11 protein-coding genes are annotated in these 15,844 nt (G+C 57.2%); 7 read left to right on the top strand and 4 right to left on the bottom strand.

What is annotated here, in order from left to right:
• The first annotated feature begins 286 nt into the window (after positions 1–286).
• Genes bcsO through SBO83_RS13035 form a run of 7 tightly spaced genes read left to right on the top strand, consistent with a single transcriptional unit; the run spans position 287 to position 11,698 of the window.
• Positions 287–892: a cellulose biosynthesis protein BcsO gene (bcsO, locus tag SBO83_RS13065; RefSeq protein ID WP_396131799.1), complete on the top strand. Its 606-nt coding sequence runs from the start codon at positions 287–289 to the stop codon at positions 890–892.
• Positions 883–1,686: a cellulose biosynthesis protein BcsQ gene (gene bcsQ / locus SBO83_RS13060; protein WP_353503692.1), complete on the top strand. Its 804-nt coding sequence runs from the start codon at positions 883–885 to the stop codon at positions 1,684–1,686. Before bcsO ends, bcsQ begins: the two co-directional genes overlap by 10 nt.
• Positions 1,687–1,716: 30 nt before the next feature.
• The gene (gene bcsA / locus SBO83_RS13055) at positions 1,717–3,816 is read left to right on the top strand and encodes a UDP-forming cellulose synthase catalytic subunit (protein WP_396131798.1); all 2,100 of its coding nucleotides are present in this window, start codon (positions 1,717–1,719) and stop codon (positions 3,814–3,816) included.
• Complete coding sequence (gene bcsB / locus SBO83_RS13050) at positions 3,813–6,257, top strand: cellulose biosynthesis cyclic di-GMP-binding regulatory protein BcsB (RefSeq protein WP_396131797.1); 2,445 nt, start codon at positions 3,813–3,815, stop codon at positions 6,255–6,257. The genes bcsA and bcsB overlap by 4 nt, the downstream gene beginning before the upstream one ends.
• Positions 6,258–6,305: 48 nt before the next feature.
• A complete protein-coding gene (locus SBO83_RS13045; protein WP_396131796.1) occupies positions 6,306–10,142 on the top strand; it encodes a cellulose biosynthesis protein BcsC in 3,837 nt (1,278 codons plus the stop codon).
• Between the two features lie 20 nt (positions 10,143–10,162).
• Positions 10,163–10,642, top strand: coding sequence for a cellulose biosynthesis protein BcsD (gene bcsD / locus SBO83_RS13040; protein WP_396131795.1), 480 nt, complete (start codon positions 10,163–10,165; stop codon positions 10,640–10,642).
• 9 nt (positions 10,643–10,651) lie between these two features.
• The gene (locus SBO83_RS13035) at positions 10,652–11,698 is read left to right on the top strand and encodes a glycosyl hydrolase family 8 (RefSeq protein ID WP_396131794.1); all 1,047 of its coding nucleotides are present in this window, start codon (positions 10,652–10,654) and stop codon (positions 11,696–11,698) included.
• Positions 11,699–11,814: 116 nt separating this feature from the next.
• Here the strand turns inward: SBO83_RS13035 and dppF are convergent, their stop codons facing one another.
• From dppF to dppB, 4 genes are read right to left on the bottom strand one after another with little or no spacing between them, the layout of a single operon-like run.
• Positions 11,815–12,831: a dipeptide ABC transporter ATP-binding subunit DppF gene (gene dppF, locus SBO83_RS13030; RefSeq protein ID WP_034794069.1), complete on the bottom strand. Its 1,017-nt coding sequence runs from the start codon at positions 12,829–12,831 to the stop codon at positions 11,815–11,817.
• Positions 12,821–13,846 carry a dipeptide ABC transporter ATP-binding protein gene (gene dppD, locus SBO83_RS13025; RefSeq protein WP_353503698.1) on the bottom strand — a complete coding sequence of 342 codons (1,026 nt, stop codon included), beginning with the start codon at positions 13,844–13,846 and terminating at the stop codon, positions 12,821–12,823. Before dppD ends, dppF begins: the two co-directional genes overlap by 11 nt.
• Positions 13,847–13,856: 10 nt before the next feature.
• Positions 13,857–14,771, bottom strand: coding sequence for a dipeptide ABC transporter permease DppC (gene dppC / locus SBO83_RS13020; RefSeq protein WP_396131793.1), 915 nt, complete (start codon positions 14,769–14,771; stop codon positions 13,857–13,859).
• Positions 14,772–14,781: 10 nt separating this feature from the next.
• Positions 14,782–15,801 carry a dipeptide ABC transporter permease DppB gene (gene dppB, locus SBO83_RS13015; protein WP_396131792.1) on the bottom strand — a complete coding sequence of 340 codons (1,020 nt, stop codon included), beginning with the start codon at positions 15,799–15,801 and terminating at the stop codon, positions 14,782–14,784.
• Positions 15,802–15,844 lie beyond the last annotated feature (43 nt).

Raw genomic sequence — 15,844 nt, 5'->3', positions numbered from 1 at the left:
TATAGGCAGTGAAAAACGAGATGAATGAATGGTTCAGCAGCAAACAATAGTAGAACACGCCTAACTCACTGTTTACCTTTAGGTTACTTTAAAATCGGCATATTTGAGGCAGATGCATATTTTTCGTAAATACTGGTTCAAACTGTACGATAACTGTTACATTAAGATTATTCCTACGTCATAAATAATCTAGATTTTAACTAAGACATTCTGAAAATAGTGGCTTTAAGCAGGGAAGTCTTACGCCTAATACCTCTTATAACAAATTTCCTATCAGGCAAAATATATGAATAATTATGACGACATTAAGCGTTTCATGGAAAAGTCAAAAACAGAAGACATTGATTATAAAGAAATAAATGCAAAGTCGATGGGCAATGGCATTACCAGCTCAATGAATAAATGGACATTGATTAAGCAGATTTCCTCTGGCGATGAGCCTCAGGGGGCGCTGGACAATGGTCGCACCACCCAGCCCACGCCACAGCCGGTCAACCAGGGAGAGTTCAAAAACCTTGCATCCGCCGCGCATAAAACCGAGATCCCATCGCCGATCTCCACGAGCATTGCCAATCCTAAAGCCGAGCCTAAAAATGCCTCGCCCGACATCGTTAGCTCGTCGATTGTCCCCGCAGGAATGAATATTCTGGACACGCTGCGCGCCGCCCTGCCGGAGCCTGATGCTGCGCCGCCGGTCGCGCAACCGCCTGCACCTCAGGCCGCCTCACCTTTCGCTGCCAGCCAGGCCCCTGCGGCTGCCACACAGCATAAAGAGGCGGGCAGCCAATTTCGCCAAATGTTTAAACAAAAAGCGCCACAGCGCGAGGAGAACACTCTGCCTCGCGACACGCCGCTTCAACCCTTGTTAGAGATGATTGCCTCATGCCGTTAGTTTGTGTGTGTTCCCCAAAAGGCGGGGTCGGTAAAACCACGGTCGCGTCGAATCTGGCGTATTCACTTGCCCGCAGCGGCAGCAAAGTGCTGGTTATCGATTTCGACGTACAGAACGCCCTGCGCCTGCACTTTGGCGTGCCCATCTCTGACACACGCGGCTTTGTCGCTGGCTCAGGGAATGAATCCGACTGGAGCCAGTTTATCCTCAAAGCCGGTTCAAACACTTTCGTGCTGCCTTACGGCGAAGTCACCGAAGAGCAGCGGATGGAGTTCGAGCAGCAGTTAACCCTCGATCCCCACTTCCTGCAGCGCGGTCTGAATACCGTGCTGAACTATCCAGGCTTGGTGATTATTGCTGATTTCCCTCCCGGCCCAAGCCCGGCGTTGAAAGCCGTGCAGGCGCTGGCCGATCTCCACGTGGTGGTGATGCTGGCGGACACGGCGTCGCTGTCGTTATTACCTTTGATGGAAAAAAATCGGCTGATTGGCACACCTTTGAATAATAAAAAAGGTGAGTATTACGTTGTGAATCAAAGTGACAATCGCCGGACACTAAGCCGCGACGTCACCCAATTCTTCGAGCAGCGTTTGAATGAACGCTTGTTAGGCACCATCCACAGGGACGAATGCGTGCCAGAGGCCAATGCCTCGCAGCGATCGATTATTGATTTCAGCCCGGTATCGGCTTCGGCCTTTGATATTGAACTGATCAGCAAAAAAGTCGCCGCTATTTTAGGGATCAAAGTCGGTGATGGGGAATTACATGCCTCTCCAAAACCAGATAATTATTAATAGCTCCAGCAGAAAGCGATCCTAAAAGCGATGAATAAATTCCTATTCTCCCTGCTCGTACTTCTTTTACTGCCCGTTGCGGCAGTTATTATCATTACCCCTATGGATAGCCAGAAACAGTATATTTTTGGCTTAATCAGTATCGGCCTGTTATTTATTCTGGGTCGAATCAAACACCGCCGCATTTCTATTGTGCTGGTCATTCTGTCGGTACTGATGTCCACCCGATATATCTACTATCGGGCCACTGAAACCCTGCATTTCAACTCCACTATTGAAACCATTTTGGGCCTGGGCCTATTTCTGGCGGATATTTATGTCTGGGTGGTCTTAATGCTGGCCTATTTACAGACCATGTGGCCATTAAATCGCACCATCGAACCTCTGCCAGCCGACATGTCGTTATGGCCGACGGTAGATATTTATATCCCGAGTTATAACGAAAGTTTGGACGTGGTGCGCGATACCGTGCTGGCGGCACAATGCATTGATTATCCACAGGATAAGCTGAAAATTTATCTTTTGGATGACGGCAAGCGCGATGAATTTGCGGTGTTCGCCGCCGACGTCGGCGTGGGTTATATCACCCGTAATAATAATGCCCATGCCAAAGCCGGCAATTTAAATAACGCGATGAAATTAACCCGTGGCGAGCTTATTTGTATTTTCGACTGCGACCACGTGGCGACCCGGGTCTTTTTACAGGCCACCGTGGGCGGTTTCCTGAAAGACGAAAAATTGGCGCTGGTGCAGACTCCGCACTATTTCTACTCCCCCGACCCTTTCGAGCGCAACCTGTCAATTGGCCGCAATATTCCCAAAGAAGGCTCGCTGTTTTACGGCCCTATTCAGAAAGGAAATGACAACTGGAACGCCACCTTCTTCTGCGGCTCCTGCGCGGTTATTCGCCGCAGCGCGCTGGATGAAATTGGCGGTTTTGCCGTAGAAACCGTCACCGAAGATGCCCATACCGCGCTGAAAATGCAGCGTTTGGGCTGGAAGTCGGCCTTCTTGGCTATTCCGCTGGCCGCTGGCTTAGCCACCGAGCGACTGGGCCTGCACGTCATCCAGCGCACCCGCTGGGCGCGCGGCATGACGCAAATCCTGCGCATGGATAACCCATTGTTTGGTCGCGGGCTGACCTTCCCACAGCGCCTGTGCTACCTGAACGCGATGATAAGCTTCCAGTCCGGTTTGCCGCGCGTGGTGTTCCTGACCGCGCCGATCGCCTTCCTGCTGTTCAACCTAAATATCATTGCCTCTTCTTCGAGCCTGATTTTTGCCTACGCCCTGCCGCATTTGGTGATGTCGATTTATATGAACTCGCGGCTTAACGGCAAATTCCGCTACTCCTTCTGGGGCGAGGTGTATGACACCGTCATGGCCTTCCACCTGATTATCCCTACCCTGCTGACGCTGGTTTCGCCGAAAAGAGGCAAATTCAACGTAACGGACAAAGGCGGCCTGCTCGACAACGGCTTCTTCGATTTCCACATCGTTAAACCGCACATCATCGCGCTGACGCTGATGCTGATGGGCATCGGCTGGGGGCTTATTCGCGTGGTGTTCCACAACTATTTTGATGTCGATCCGAGCGTCATCGCGCTTAACGTGGCGTGGGGCAGCTTTAGCGTGCTGATCCTGCTGGCGGCCATCGCCGTGGCGAAAGAGACGCGTCAGGTGCGCAAAACCATTCGCGTCGAAGCCGCCATTCCGGCCATTATTCACTACGCCAATGGCATCTCCCTGCGCACCCAAACCATTGATATGTCGATGGGGGGCGTGCAGTTGGTGACGCCGGACGAGCGTTATATCAATGAAGAGATTGAAGAGGTGGAAATCCAGCTGGCCTCGGGCGCAGAGAGCTTCCCGGTCAGCCAAATCAGCGCCAATAAAGACCGTATCCGCCTGCAATTTGAAAATCTGCCGCTGGACAAACGCCGTGAGTTGGTGCGCGTGGTGCTGTCGCGCGCCGATGCGTGGATTGGCGATGAATACCCGCAAGACCGCCCACTGCACTCGCTATTTGGCATTGTGCGTTGCGTCTTTGACCTGTTCTTCGGCACCTGGCGCGAGCGCCGCGCCAAAAACAAGCTGCAAAAATCAGCCACTAAGAGTGAGGCAGCATGAAGTCATTACCTCATAAATCAACAGCTTCTGGGTTCTATCGCCGCGTATCCCAAGGCGTGCTGCTGGCCTTAGGCATGCTGCCGCTGACCCAAACCAGCGCGGAAGAGGCCCCGTCGGCCGCCAACGCTGACGCCAGCGCCCTGCCTGCTGCCCCCTCGTGGATGCCACCCGCACCGGCGGCATCCGCCGTGGAAACCGCGACGCCGCTGCCGGACGTCCCTGCACCTGTTGAAACCGCTCCTGCGCCCGTCGAAGTCACGCCAGCTCAGGTAGAAACAGCGCCTGCGTCCATGGTTCAGCCCTTCGCCAACAGCATCAGCGTGGCCGATATGGGCCAGAAAAATGGCTTAACCCTGAGCGGCGGTCAGCTACAGTCGGGGATTATTTTCACCCTGCCGACCGATCAGGTGATCACCAACGCCAAGCTTTCACTGGCTTTGAAAATCTCCCCGGCGCTGATTGCCCGCAATACCACGCTAGAGCTTATGCTCAACGGCCAGCCGCTGGGCAGCCTGCCGCTGAGTGAAGAGAGCAGCGCCGGCGACCTGTTCGAGCTGGATATTCCGTCAGCCATGGTGGTGTCGCGCAACAATCTCAGCTTCCGCGTGCATGACAACAACACCATGGCCTGTGAGAAGGACCAGTCGGACAAGTATTGGGTCCAAGTGCTGCCTACCTCGCATATCAATCTGGAAGGCCAGCAGCTGAATATCGGCCGCGACCTCGGCAAGTTCCCGCGCCCGTTCTTCGACGCCCTGCAGATGCAAGAATCCATCGTGCCGATGGCTTTCACCTCGTCGCTACAGCCGCAGGATGTCAGCGCGGCGGCGATGGTCGCTTCCTATTTGGGCGTGCTCTCTGACTATCGCGGCGTGGACTTCCCAGTGGTGCTGAATGACTTACCTCAGCAGAGCGGGATTATCTTTGGTAAGCCGGGGGATAAAATTGGCTCGCTAACGCTGCCAGCCAGTCAGGGGCCGCGAATTCAACTGATTGATAACCCAAATAATCCGGTCTACAAACTGCTGCTGATCACCGGCAATGACGAAAACCAACTGCGCCAGGCAGCCTATCGTCTGATTAGCGCCCCGCTTCCGGCCAATACCGAATATCTCGACGTCACCCAGCAAACCATTCCGGCGCGCCAGCCTTACGATGCGCCGCACTGGATTGACACCACGCGCCCGGTCACGCTGGGCGAACTGGTTGCCCGTGACCAAAATCCGCTGACCGCCACCGGCATTTACCATAATGAAATCCACGTGCCGTTCCGCGCCGCGCCGGACCTGTTTATGTGGGATGGGCACACCATTCCGGTGAAAATCGATTACCGTTTCCCAACGGAAAACTGGATTGATGAAGATAACTCGCAGCTCAATGTGTCGATTAACGGCACCTTCCTGCGCAATCTGACGGTGAATAAAGTCGGCCTGCTGGAGAACGTCTGGCGGCGCATTGGCTTCGACAGCCGTCAAGAGAGCTACAACCTACAGCTTCAGCCGTACCTGATTTACGGTGATAACCAGCTGGCGTTCTACTTCGACATTCAGCCGAAAAAAGACGCGCCGTGCAGCATCACGAGCAGCGACAACATTAAGAGCCGCATCGACCCCAACTCTTACATCGATCTGAGCAACAGCTACCACTTTGCCCAGCTGCCGAACCTCTCTTACTTCGTCGGCGCGTCCTTCCCTTTCTCCAAACAGGCTGACTTCGCCGACACGCTGATGCTGCTGCCAGAAACGCCGTCGGCCGGGGAGGTTCATACCCTGCTGAACATGGCGGCGCGCGCGGGCAATGCCACAGGCGTGCCGGTGAATCACGTGGAAGTGGCTTTTGGTTTGAAAGGCAATGAGCAGGATAACCCGCTGTTTGATCGAAATATTTTAGCTATTAGCACGCTGGGTGATTCGCCGTTTAATCAGCAATTGCTGCACGACTCGCCGTTTGTCATCAACAACAGTTCGCTGAGTGTGAAAACGCCGAGCCAGTGGCAAAGCGTGCTCGACGCCCTGACCGGCGACTGGTATCGCCAGCCTCTGGATGCCGACCGTTATCTCTCTTCAACGGGCGCGTGGCGCGGCTTTGCCAGTTATCGCTCGCCCTGGTCGCCGTCCCACGTGGTGGTGGTTGCCACCGGCACCGATGACCAGCAGCTGTTGAAAATCCACAGTGACCTTAAATCCTCGAAGATTAACGCCGGGGTGCGCGGCGATTTAGCCATTGTTACGGATGAAAACGGCATTCGCAGCTTCACCGTCGGCAAGCAGTTCCCGGCCGGGCAGATGCCGTGGTACATGATGGTCATCTGGTACGCCAGCTCGCATATCGTGATCTTGTCGCTTATCACCGTGGGTATCTCCCTGCTGCTTGGCCTCAGCCTGTATGTCCTGCTGGCAAGGCACGCGGCGAAGCGTCTCGGTAAGAAGTCGGCACAATGAACATAACAATAACAATGATATCTGACTCGGCGATCACCGGAGTTAACCATGAAAAACAATAAGCTATCTCTGGCGGTGTTCAGGGCGATTTATCTGGTAGGGATCGCCGGACTGGGAAGTGCTGCGCTGGCGGCTCAGGCGGCGGACACCTCCAATCCGGCGCTGAAAGCCTTGTTCGATCAGGCGGCCTATTGGCACGATCGCGCCCACGATGATTTAGCCAAAGACGCGCTGAACAAAGTGCTGCTGGTTGACCCGAATAACGCGCAGGCGCTCTATTTGATGTCGCTCTATTCCCTGCAAAGTGGCGACAAGGCTGCCGCCAACCAGTGGCGGGACAAGCTGAGCGCCGTGTCGCCGCAGGATCCGCGTCTTGCCTCGCTAAGCAATGCGAAAGCTGTGCAATCTATTCCCCCGGCCCAGCTGGCCGCCGCACGGCAGATGGCGACGCAGGGCAATATCAGCGGCGCGCTGACGGCGTACCGCACGCTGTTCAATGGCGATCAGCCGCTGGACAGTTTGGCGAACGAATATTACCTGACCATGGCGGGCGACAAGTCACTGCAACCTCAGGCGATTCAGGGTCTGCAACAGCGCGTGGCCCAGCACCCTGAAGACGCCACGGCGCGCCTCGCGCTCGGCAAAGTGCTGACTTATCAAGAACCTACCCGCCGCGACGGTATTAATTTGCTCGGCAGCATGGCGGCCAATAGCCCGGAGGCCGATCGCTCGTTGCGTCAGGCGTTATTGTGGATGGTGCCGCGCGAAAGCGACCGCGAGCTGTATCAGGGTTATCAGGCGCGTCACCCCAATGACACCAGCGTGATGGCCTACTTCCAGAAGAATATTGGCGGCGCGGCGAAAAGTCAGGGGTTCGATGAGCTGAATAGTGGCAATGTTAATGATGCCAAAACCCGGTTCGAGACCGTCTTAAATGGCAATCCTAACGACGCCGATGCCCTCGCCGGGCTGGGTTATATCGCGCAGCGCAATGGCGATTTTGCGGCGGCGGCGGATTACCTCTCCCGCGCGGCGCAACAGGGCGGCACCAACAGCGCCCAATTGGCGACACAGGCGCAGGACTCGCAGTTTTATGCCCAACTGAGCAAAGCCAAAAATGACGCCGGAGCGGGCAATTTCGACGCCGCGCTGGCCAGCCTCACGCCGCTGACCCAGGCCGGTGGCGACAAAGGTCTGTCTGCCAGCCTGTTGCGCGCCGACATTTTGCGCCGCAAAGGGGATCTGGCCGCCGCCGAGCAGCAGTACAGCCAGCTGGGTGACAATCCCGATGCCCGCGCGGGGCTGTACTACGTTTTACGCCAGCAGAATAAAACTGCCGAGGCCAATCAGGTACTGCAAACCCTACCGACCGCGCTGCGCAATAAGCTGCAACCTCCGGCGGTGGCTGACGTCATCGAGCCTATGCGCCGTCAGGCAGCGCAGGCCGTCGCCAACAACGACCCGCAGCGCGCCCTGATGATTCTGCAACAGGCGCGCGAGAGGCAGCCGAACAACGTCTGGGTGAAGCTGGACATAGCGCGCATTCTGCAAAAACAGGGGCAAACCGGGCAGGCGCAGTCACTGATGGCGGGCGCGAATCAGCCAGGCGCGGGGGCCACCGAGCTGTATGCCGCTGCCCTGTTCGCTTCAGAAACCCAAAACTGGTCCAGCGCCAGCGCCCTGTTGGCGCGCATTCCGCGAGCCAGCCAGACCACCGCCATGCGTGAACTGGGCCAACGGGCGAATTTCAATCAGCAGATGGCTTCGGCAGAAACCTATCTACGCCAAGGGGATAGCGCTGCCGCCGCCAACACCCTTCGCGCCTTAGCGCAGAATCCGCCGTCGGCCCCTGCCGATGCGGGCGCGCTGGCGAAGAACTTAGCCGCCACCGGGCAAATTCCGCTGGCGGTGCAGGTTGTGCGCCAGAATATGCGTCAGGGCGTGCAGGGCAATGCCGGAGACTATGCCGACCAAATCACCGTACTGAATCAGGCGGGGCTGAGCGGCGAGGCGCAGGCATTCCTGCAAAACCCTCAGATTCAGGCCAGCTCGACACCAACGGAAATGGCCGGTATGCGCAACGGCTTTGTGATTAATCAGGCCGACGACCTGCGCGAGCAGGGCCAGTACGCGGCGGCTTACGACAAGCTGGTTGTCGCCCTGCAGGCCGATCCGCAAAACCGCGACCTGATGCTGGCGATGGCCCGTCTGTATCAGTCCGGCAAAATGAATAAACAGGCCGGTCAGGTTTATAACTACCTGATGAGCAACGACACGCCGACGCAGGACGCCAGGGTGGGTGCGATTAACATCGCGCTGGCCGAAGGCGATACCTCGCGGGCGCAGCAATTGATGAACGGTTTAACCGGCCCGCGCACCCCAGAGCGACTGCTGCTGGCGGCGCGAGTGGCCGAAGCCGAAGGCGACCATCAGCAGGCGCTGGCGCTGCTGCGTTCGGCGAAAGGCAAGATGATTGGGCTGGAAGGCGCTGACGGCGGCTCGTCGCAGATCGCCGGTTTGCAACTGAGCGACAACCCGTTCATCAACCGTTCTACCCGCACCTCGCGCAGCACCACGCAGTCGGTGTATGGCACGGTGATGCCGTGGCAGCAGTCGGACCAAACGGCTTCCACCAGCACGGCGCCTCTGCCGGGTGCGACGCCGACCGCCGTGGTTCAGCGTGATGCCACTGAAAAGCAGATCGACGATATGCTCGACCAGCTGCAAGACAGAACCGCCAACTGGGTGCAGGGCGAACTGTCGGTGCGCGGGCGCGATGGGGAAAGCGGCCTGAGCCAGTTGACCGAGGCCAAAGCGCCGATGAGCTTCTCCTTCGTGCCGTTCGACTCGTCGCGCGTCACGCTGGGGGTCACGCCGGTCACGCTGGACGCCGGTTCAAGCAGCGACAGCGCCAATAATCGCTTTGGTACTGGCGCGCTGCACGGCGAACTCAGCCCGCTGGCTCAGGCACAGCAAAATGCTTCCAACACTCCGGCCTCGCCGTCGCAGTACATCGCCAAAGAGTCTTCGGGTTCGCAGAGCGAATCCGGCGTCGAGCTGAACGCCGCGCTGAGTGGCGATAACTACAAAGTGGACGTCGGCTCCACGCCGCTGGGTCAGGATTTAACCTCGCTGGTCGGCGGCGCACAGTGGGCGCCGAAACTGGGCGACTTCACCACCCTGACCGTGACCGCAGAGCGCCGCGCCGTTAACGACAGCCTGCTCTCTTACGTCGGCACCCGAGATACCTACACCGGCGACAAGTGGGGGCAAGTCACCAAAAACGGCGGCAGCGTCAATTTATCCTATGACGACGGCGACGCCGGTTTCTATGCCGGTGGCGGCTACTACAGCTATCTGGGCGACCACGTCACCTCGAACAAGGCGGTTAACGCCAACGTCGGTTTATATATCCGACCTTATCGTTATAACGACCGCGAGCTGAAAACCGGGGTGAACGTCGGCTATATGAATTTCGACAAAAACCTCAGCTACTTCAGCTATGGTCAGGGTGGCTACTTCAGCCCGCAAAACTACGTCAGCGTGTCATTCCCGGTGGAATACACCCAGAAATATAACGATTGGGACCTGAAGCTCAGCGGCTCGGTCGGCTATCAGTCTTACACTCAGGACGAAAGCCCGTACTTCCCGGAAGACGCAAACCTGCAAAGCCAGTTGGAACAGCTGGTTGCCGATGGCAAAGCGCAGGAAGCCTTCTACTCCGGCGGCTCGAAAAACGGCATCGGCTGGAACGCGGGTGTCGGCGGCAACTACCATCTGAACAAAAATATGCAGATTGGCGGGCAAGTGGGCTATGACACTTTCGGCGACTACAATGAAAGCAAAGCTCAGCTCTACTTCCGCTATCTTATGGGCCAGAATTGATCTCAGTGATGGAAAAAACCATGCAACAACAAGACTATACACGGGTCGAGCAGCAGTATTATCGCCAGCGTAAACAGACGTCTGGCTGGCAAAATCTGGTGCAGGTGCTGTTCTCAGGGATCCTTTCCTCAGCGGATGATGAAGACGGGCGACGCTTTCTGGCACTGATGGGCAGCAATTTAGCCAGACAATATCCTCTTCCGACGGCGGCCACATTGGGTGAGCTGGAAGACCAGCTCAATCAGCTGCTCGGCCAGTTCGACTGGGGCGTGGTGAAGATTGAGGCGACCAACCAGCAGCTAACGCTGGCCCATATTGCCTGGCCTGCGGCCCCGCAGGGCAGTGATGAGGCCCTGTGGCAAATCGCGCTGGTTGCGGTACTGGAAGGGGCATATGGCGAATGGCTACTGGCTCAGGGCGGGCAGGCTTCGGTATCACTCCGCTGGCAGGAAAGCGGCCGCGAAGGCGTGCTGCTTTTCCGTTATCAAAATGGATTGTAAGGAATTTTTATGTTGTCAGTTCGGGCACGTCGCCTGCTGTTGTGGCTTGGCGTTTTCTGTTCACTGGTTTCAGCAACACTGTTCTCTGCGGCTGTAATGGCACAGAACAGTGGCTGGTCGCAGAGCAATGGCTGGTTAGAGTATAAAAGCCGTTTTTTGCAGGCCGACGGGCGCATTGCCGACACCGCCAACAAAGGCGTGAGTCACACCGAGGGGCAGGGTTTCAGCATGCTGCTGGCGGTGTACAACAATGATCAGGGGACCTTCGACCAGCTGTGGCAATGGGCCAATAAGAACCTGTATCGCAAGGATATTGGCCTCTATTCGTGGCGCTATGACCCGAATGCCACTCCCAAAGTAGCGGACAAGAATAACGCCTCTGACGGCGATACCTTAATGGCCTGGGCGCTACTGCTGGCGGGCGATCGCTGGCATGACCCGCGCTACACGCAGGCTTCGGACAAGCTCCAGTCGGCGCTCATCAAGAAAACGGTGATCGACTACGCCGGATATAAAGTGATGCTGCCGGGCGTTTCGGGCTTTAACCAGACCAGCTCGATAACCCTCAACCCGTCCTATTTCCTGTTCCCCGCGTGGCAGGCGTTTTACCAGCACAGTCATTTGAAAGTGTGGAAAGATCTCGATGAAAGCGGCGTCGCGCTGCTCGGCAAGATGACCTTTGGCGAACTGCGTTTGCAGACCGACTGGGTAACGCTGCAAGCCGACGGCACTCTGCTACCCTCCAGCAAATGGCCGCCGCGCTTTAGCTACGACGCGGTGCGCATCCCGCTCTACCTCGGCTGGGCACACGCTGGCAGCCCTGGGCTCGCGCCTTATATCCAGTGGTGGCAGAAATCACCACGCGACGCCACGCCTGCCTGGGTTGACGTCATGACCGGCACCAAGGCGGAGTACAATATGTCCCCCGGCCTGCTGGCAATCCGCGATTTCACCATGGCAAATCGCAGCGCCATCAGCCCCGACCTCGCACCAAAAGATGACTACTACTCCTCGACCCTGCAACTGCTGGCCTGGTGGGCGAGTCAGGGGAAATAATTGTATATATGCAATGGATTGGCTGAGTATCCATTGCATATTAAATATGATTTGGACGAAAAAAAGCCCGCAATCGCGGGCTTTTTGATTTTCAGCAAAGGAGTCGAGGCCGGTTGTTAGGCCACGGTTTGCGTCTGGCCGTTTTCGTCTTGGTCGACGGCGAAGCAGGCCACCAGCTGGTCGCCGTACTGCTTGAGCTGCGGCTGGAACTGCTTGCAGGTGCTGAAGGCGCGGCGGCAGCGGGCGTTGAACGCGCAACCGGCCGGTGGGTTCAGCGGGCTTGGCAGTTCGCCGGTCAGCTTGATGCGCTCGCGGCGTTCATCCGGATTCAGGCGCGGCGTGGCGGAGAGCAGCGCTTGGGTGTACGGATGGCGCGGATTGTTGAAGATGGCGTCTTTCGAGCCTTTCTCCACGCAACGGCCGAGGTACATCACCATCACTTCATCGGCGATATGCTCTACCACAGACAGGTCATGCGAAATGAAGACGTAAGACAGACCGAGGTCTTTCTGCAAGTCCATCATCAAGTTCAGCACCTGCGCGCGCACCGAGACGTCCAATGCAGAAACTGGCTCATCGGCAATCACCACGTCCGGGTCTAACATCAGCCCGCGGGCAATGGCGATACGCTGACGCTGGCCGCCGGAGAACATGTGCGGATAGCGGTCGTAATGCTCGGTTTTCAGGCCCACTTTGGCCATCATTTCGAGGGCTTTTTCGCGGCGCTCTTTGGCTGACAGCTTGGTGTTGATCAGCAGCGGTTCTTCGAGGATCTGCCCGACTTTCTTACGCGGGTTCAGCGATCCGTAAGGATTCTGGAACACGATTTGGATCTTCTGGCGGCGCAGCTTTTCGGCCGTGGCGTCAGGCTTGAGCAAATCCTGACCGCGATAGTAAAGCTCACCGCCGGTGGGGATTTCAATCATGGTCAGCAGGCGGCCCAGCGTGGATTTACCACAGCCAGACTCGCCCACCACCGCCAGCGTTTTGCCGCGCTCGAGGTCAAAAGAGACGCCGTCGAGGGCTTTCACCGTGCGCTCAGGAGCAAACAGCCCCTTCTTCACCGGATAGTGTTTCTTCAGGTCAATCGCCTGCAGTAGCGGCTCTGACTTCACAGAATTATCATGACTCATAGGTTGGTCTCCCGGCATCATCGAGCGGGTAGTGGCACTTCGACTGGCGTCCATTGCTCAAGTCGCGCAGTGCAGGTTCTTCTTTACGGCAGCGATCGTTAGCATACGGGCAGCGCGGGTTGAGCAGGCAGCCGTTCGGGCGGTCATATTTACCCGGCACGACGCCCGGTAATGACTGCAAACGGGCCTTGTCCGCCGCAAATTCCGGCAGGGAACGCAACAGGGCTTGGGTGTACGGGTGGCGCGGCGCGCGGAAAATTTCCGAGGCGCGGGCGGATTCCACCACCTGCCCGGCGTACATCACGATGATGTGCTGCGCGGCCTCGGCAACCAGTGCCAGGTCGTGCGTGATCAGCATCAGCGCCATGTTCTCTTTCTGTTGCAGCTCCAGCAGCAGCTCAATGATCTGCGCCTGAATGGTCACGTCGAGCGCGGTGGTCGGCTCATCGGCAATCAGCAGTTTTGGACGGCAAGCAATCGCCATGGCAATCATCACGCGCTGGCTCATGCCGCCCGAAAGCTGGTGCGGATAAACATCAAGGCGCGAAGCGGGATCAGGAATGCCCACCAGCGTCAGCAGGTCAATAGTGCGCTGACGACGCGTTTTGCGGTTGCCGCCCTGATGCACCTTGATGGCTTCCATGATCTGGAACCCTACGGTGTAGCACGGGTTGAGGCTGGTCATCGGGTCCTGGAAAATCATCGCGACTTCGGCACCGACAATCTGGCGGCGCTCTTTTTCGCTCATTTTTTGCAGGTCGCGACCACCAAACTCCAGCGTCTCAGCCATCACTTTGCCGGGGAAGTCGATCAACCCCATCAGCGCCAGTGAACTGACGGATTTACCCGAGCCGGACTCGCCAACAATGCCGACCACTTCGCCCTGTTTAACGCTGTAGCTGATACGGTCAACCGCGCGGAACGGCGTGCCTTCGTCACCAAAGTGAACGGAAAGCTTATCTACGGTCAGCAGGGTTTTGCCAACCGGTACATCTTTAATCAATGTGGTTTCCATCTCTCGTCCCTTACTGCTTGAGTTTAGGGTCAAGGGCGTCGCGCAGACCGTCACCCATCAGGTTAAATGCCAGTACCGTCAACAGAATGATCACGCCCGGGAAGGTCACCACCCACCACGCGCTCTGAGCAAACTGCAATACGTCGGACAGCATAGTGCCCCACTCAGGCGTTGGCGGCTGTGCGCCCATGCCGAGGAAGCCGAGAGCCGCCATATCCAGAATGGCGTTGGAGAAGCCGAGCGAGGCCTGAACAATCAGCGGCGCTAAGCAGTTAGGTAAAATGTTCACAAACATCTGGCGCGCGGAACCTGCACCCGCCACGCGAGAAGCCGTCACGTAATCACGGTTCACTTCGACCAACACCGCAGCGCGGGTCAAACGCACATAGTGCGGCAGGGCGACGAAGGTCAGAGCCAGCGAGGCGTTGACTATCGACGGGCCGAAAATCGCCACCAGTACCAGTGCTAACAGCAGGCTTGGCAGCGCCAGCATGATGTCAACGATACGCATGATGGTAGCGTCAACCACGCCGCCGTAGTAACCGGCGAACAGGCCAAAAATCACGCCGAGGATCAGAGACAGCACTACCACCAGACAGCCCACCAGCAGCGACAGGCGCGCGCCGTACATCAGGCGAGACAAGATGTCGCGACCCACGTCGTCGGTACCTAACAGGAACTTCCAGCTTCCGCCTTCCTGCCAGACCGGCGGGCGCAGCAGCGCGTCACGGAACTGTTCGGCCGGGCCGTGGGGTGCAATCACGTTAGCGCCAATGGCGATAACCAGCATGATAATGATGTAAACCAGGCCCGTCACGGCCCCTTTGTTGCGCTTAAAGTAGTGCCAGAATTCGCGCATTGGCGGCATCGGCGTCGGTGCTGCCGTCACTATTTCGTTAGCAACGGGCTCTATAACTTGAGACATAGTGAGCCCCTTATTTTCTGTGGCGAATACGCGGATTGACCACGCCGTAGAGCACGTCTACCAGCAGGTTAACCACGATAATCAGAATGGCGACCAGCAAGACACCGCCCTGCACGACCGGATAGTCGCGGCGTTGTAATGCATCAATCAACCAGCGGCCGAGTCCTGGCCAAGAGAAGATGGTTTCCGTCAGGATGGCGCCGCCAAGCAGCGTACCGACCTGCAAACCAATGATGGTCACGACGGGCAACAGCGCATTGCGCAGTGCGTGGACCACGATGACGCGCATACGGCTCACGCCTTTGGCACGCGCGGTGCGGATGTAGTCTTCGCCCAGCACTTCCAGCATGGAAGAGCGGGTCATACGCACGATAACCGCCAGCGGGATAGTCCCGAGCACGATGGCAGGCAGGATCATGTGCATCACGGCGTCTTTGAAGTCACCCGGCTCGCCCCAGATTAAGGAGTCGATCAGCATAAAGCCGGTCAGCGGCTGGCTGTCATCAAGGAACACGGTGTCGCTTATTCGCCCCGACACGGGCGTGAGATTAAGATGCACCGAGACTAGCATCACCAGCATGATGCCCCACCAGAAGATAGGCATTGAGTATCCCGTCAATGAGATACCTACGGCGGTGTGGTCAAAGATGGAGCCGCGCTTCACCGCCGCCAATACCCCCACGGGTATACCGACGATCACCGCGAAAATCATGGCGCAAATGCCTAATTCCAGCGTGGCTTTGAAGCGTGGCACGAACTCCTGCCAAACAGGGACGCGGCTTTTTAACGAGACGCCAAGGTCGCCGTGCAGCACCCCTATCACATAGTTGAAGTATTGTTGATACAGCGGCTTGTCGAGGCCCATTTCGGCCATCAGCTGTGCGTGGCGCTCAGCAGAAATACCGCGTTCTCCGGCCATGATGGTCACCGGGTCGCCTGGAATCATGTGCACGAAGGCAAAAGTCAGCAAAGTGATGCCGATAAACGTTGGGATAACTAACCCCAGACGTCGGAGTATGAACTGAAACATATCCCGTACTCTCTTGTATAAAATGCCCGGAGAACCGTAGCTC

It is taken from the genome of Ewingella allii (assembly GCF_044430645.1).
Lineage (GTDB): Bacteria > Pseudomonadota > Gammaproteobacteria > Enterobacterales > Enterobacteriaceae > Ewingella > Ewingella allii.
Note: the sequence above shows the minus strand (reverse complement) of the source record. Positions and strands in the feature narration are given on the sequence as shown.

Coding starts and splice junctions, on each gene's coding strand:
- bcsO (WP_396131799.1), top strand. CDS start 287: ATGAATAATTATGACGACATTAAGCGTTTCATGGAAAAGTCAAAAACA.
- bcsQ (WP_353503692.1), top strand. CDS start 883: ATGCCGTTAGTTTGTGTGTGTTCCCCAAAAGGCGGGGTCGGTAAAACC.
- bcsA (WP_396131798.1), top strand. CDS start 1,717: ATGAATAAATTCCTATTCTCCCTGCTCGTACTTCTTTTACTGCCCGTT.
- bcsB (WP_396131797.1), top strand. CDS start 3,813: ATGAAGTCATTACCTCATAAATCAACAGCTTCTGGGTTCTATCGCCGC.
- SBO83_RS13045 (WP_396131796.1), top strand. CDS start 6,306: ATGAAAAACAATAAGCTATCTCTGGCGGTGTTCAGGGCGATTTATCTG.
- bcsD (WP_396131795.1), top strand. CDS start 10,163: ATGCAACAACAAGACTATACACGGGTCGAGCAGCAGTATTATCGCCAG.
- SBO83_RS13035 (WP_396131794.1), top strand. CDS start 10,652: ATGTTGTCAGTTCGGGCACGTCGCCTGCTGTTGTGGCTTGGCGTTTTC.
- dppF (WP_034794069.1), bottom strand. CDS start 12,831: ATGAGTCATGATAATTCTGTGAAGTCAGAGCCGCTACTGCAGGCGATT.
- dppD (WP_353503698.1), bottom strand. CDS start 13,846: ATGGAAACCACATTGATTAAAGATGTACCGGTTGGCAAAACCCTGCTG.
- dppC (WP_396131793.1), bottom strand. CDS start 14,771: ATGTCTCAAGTTATAGAGCCCGTTGCTAACGAAATAGTGACGGCAGCA.
- dppB (WP_396131792.1), bottom strand. CDS start 15,801: ATGTTTCAGTTCATACTCCGACGTCTGGGGTTAGTTATCCCAACGTTT.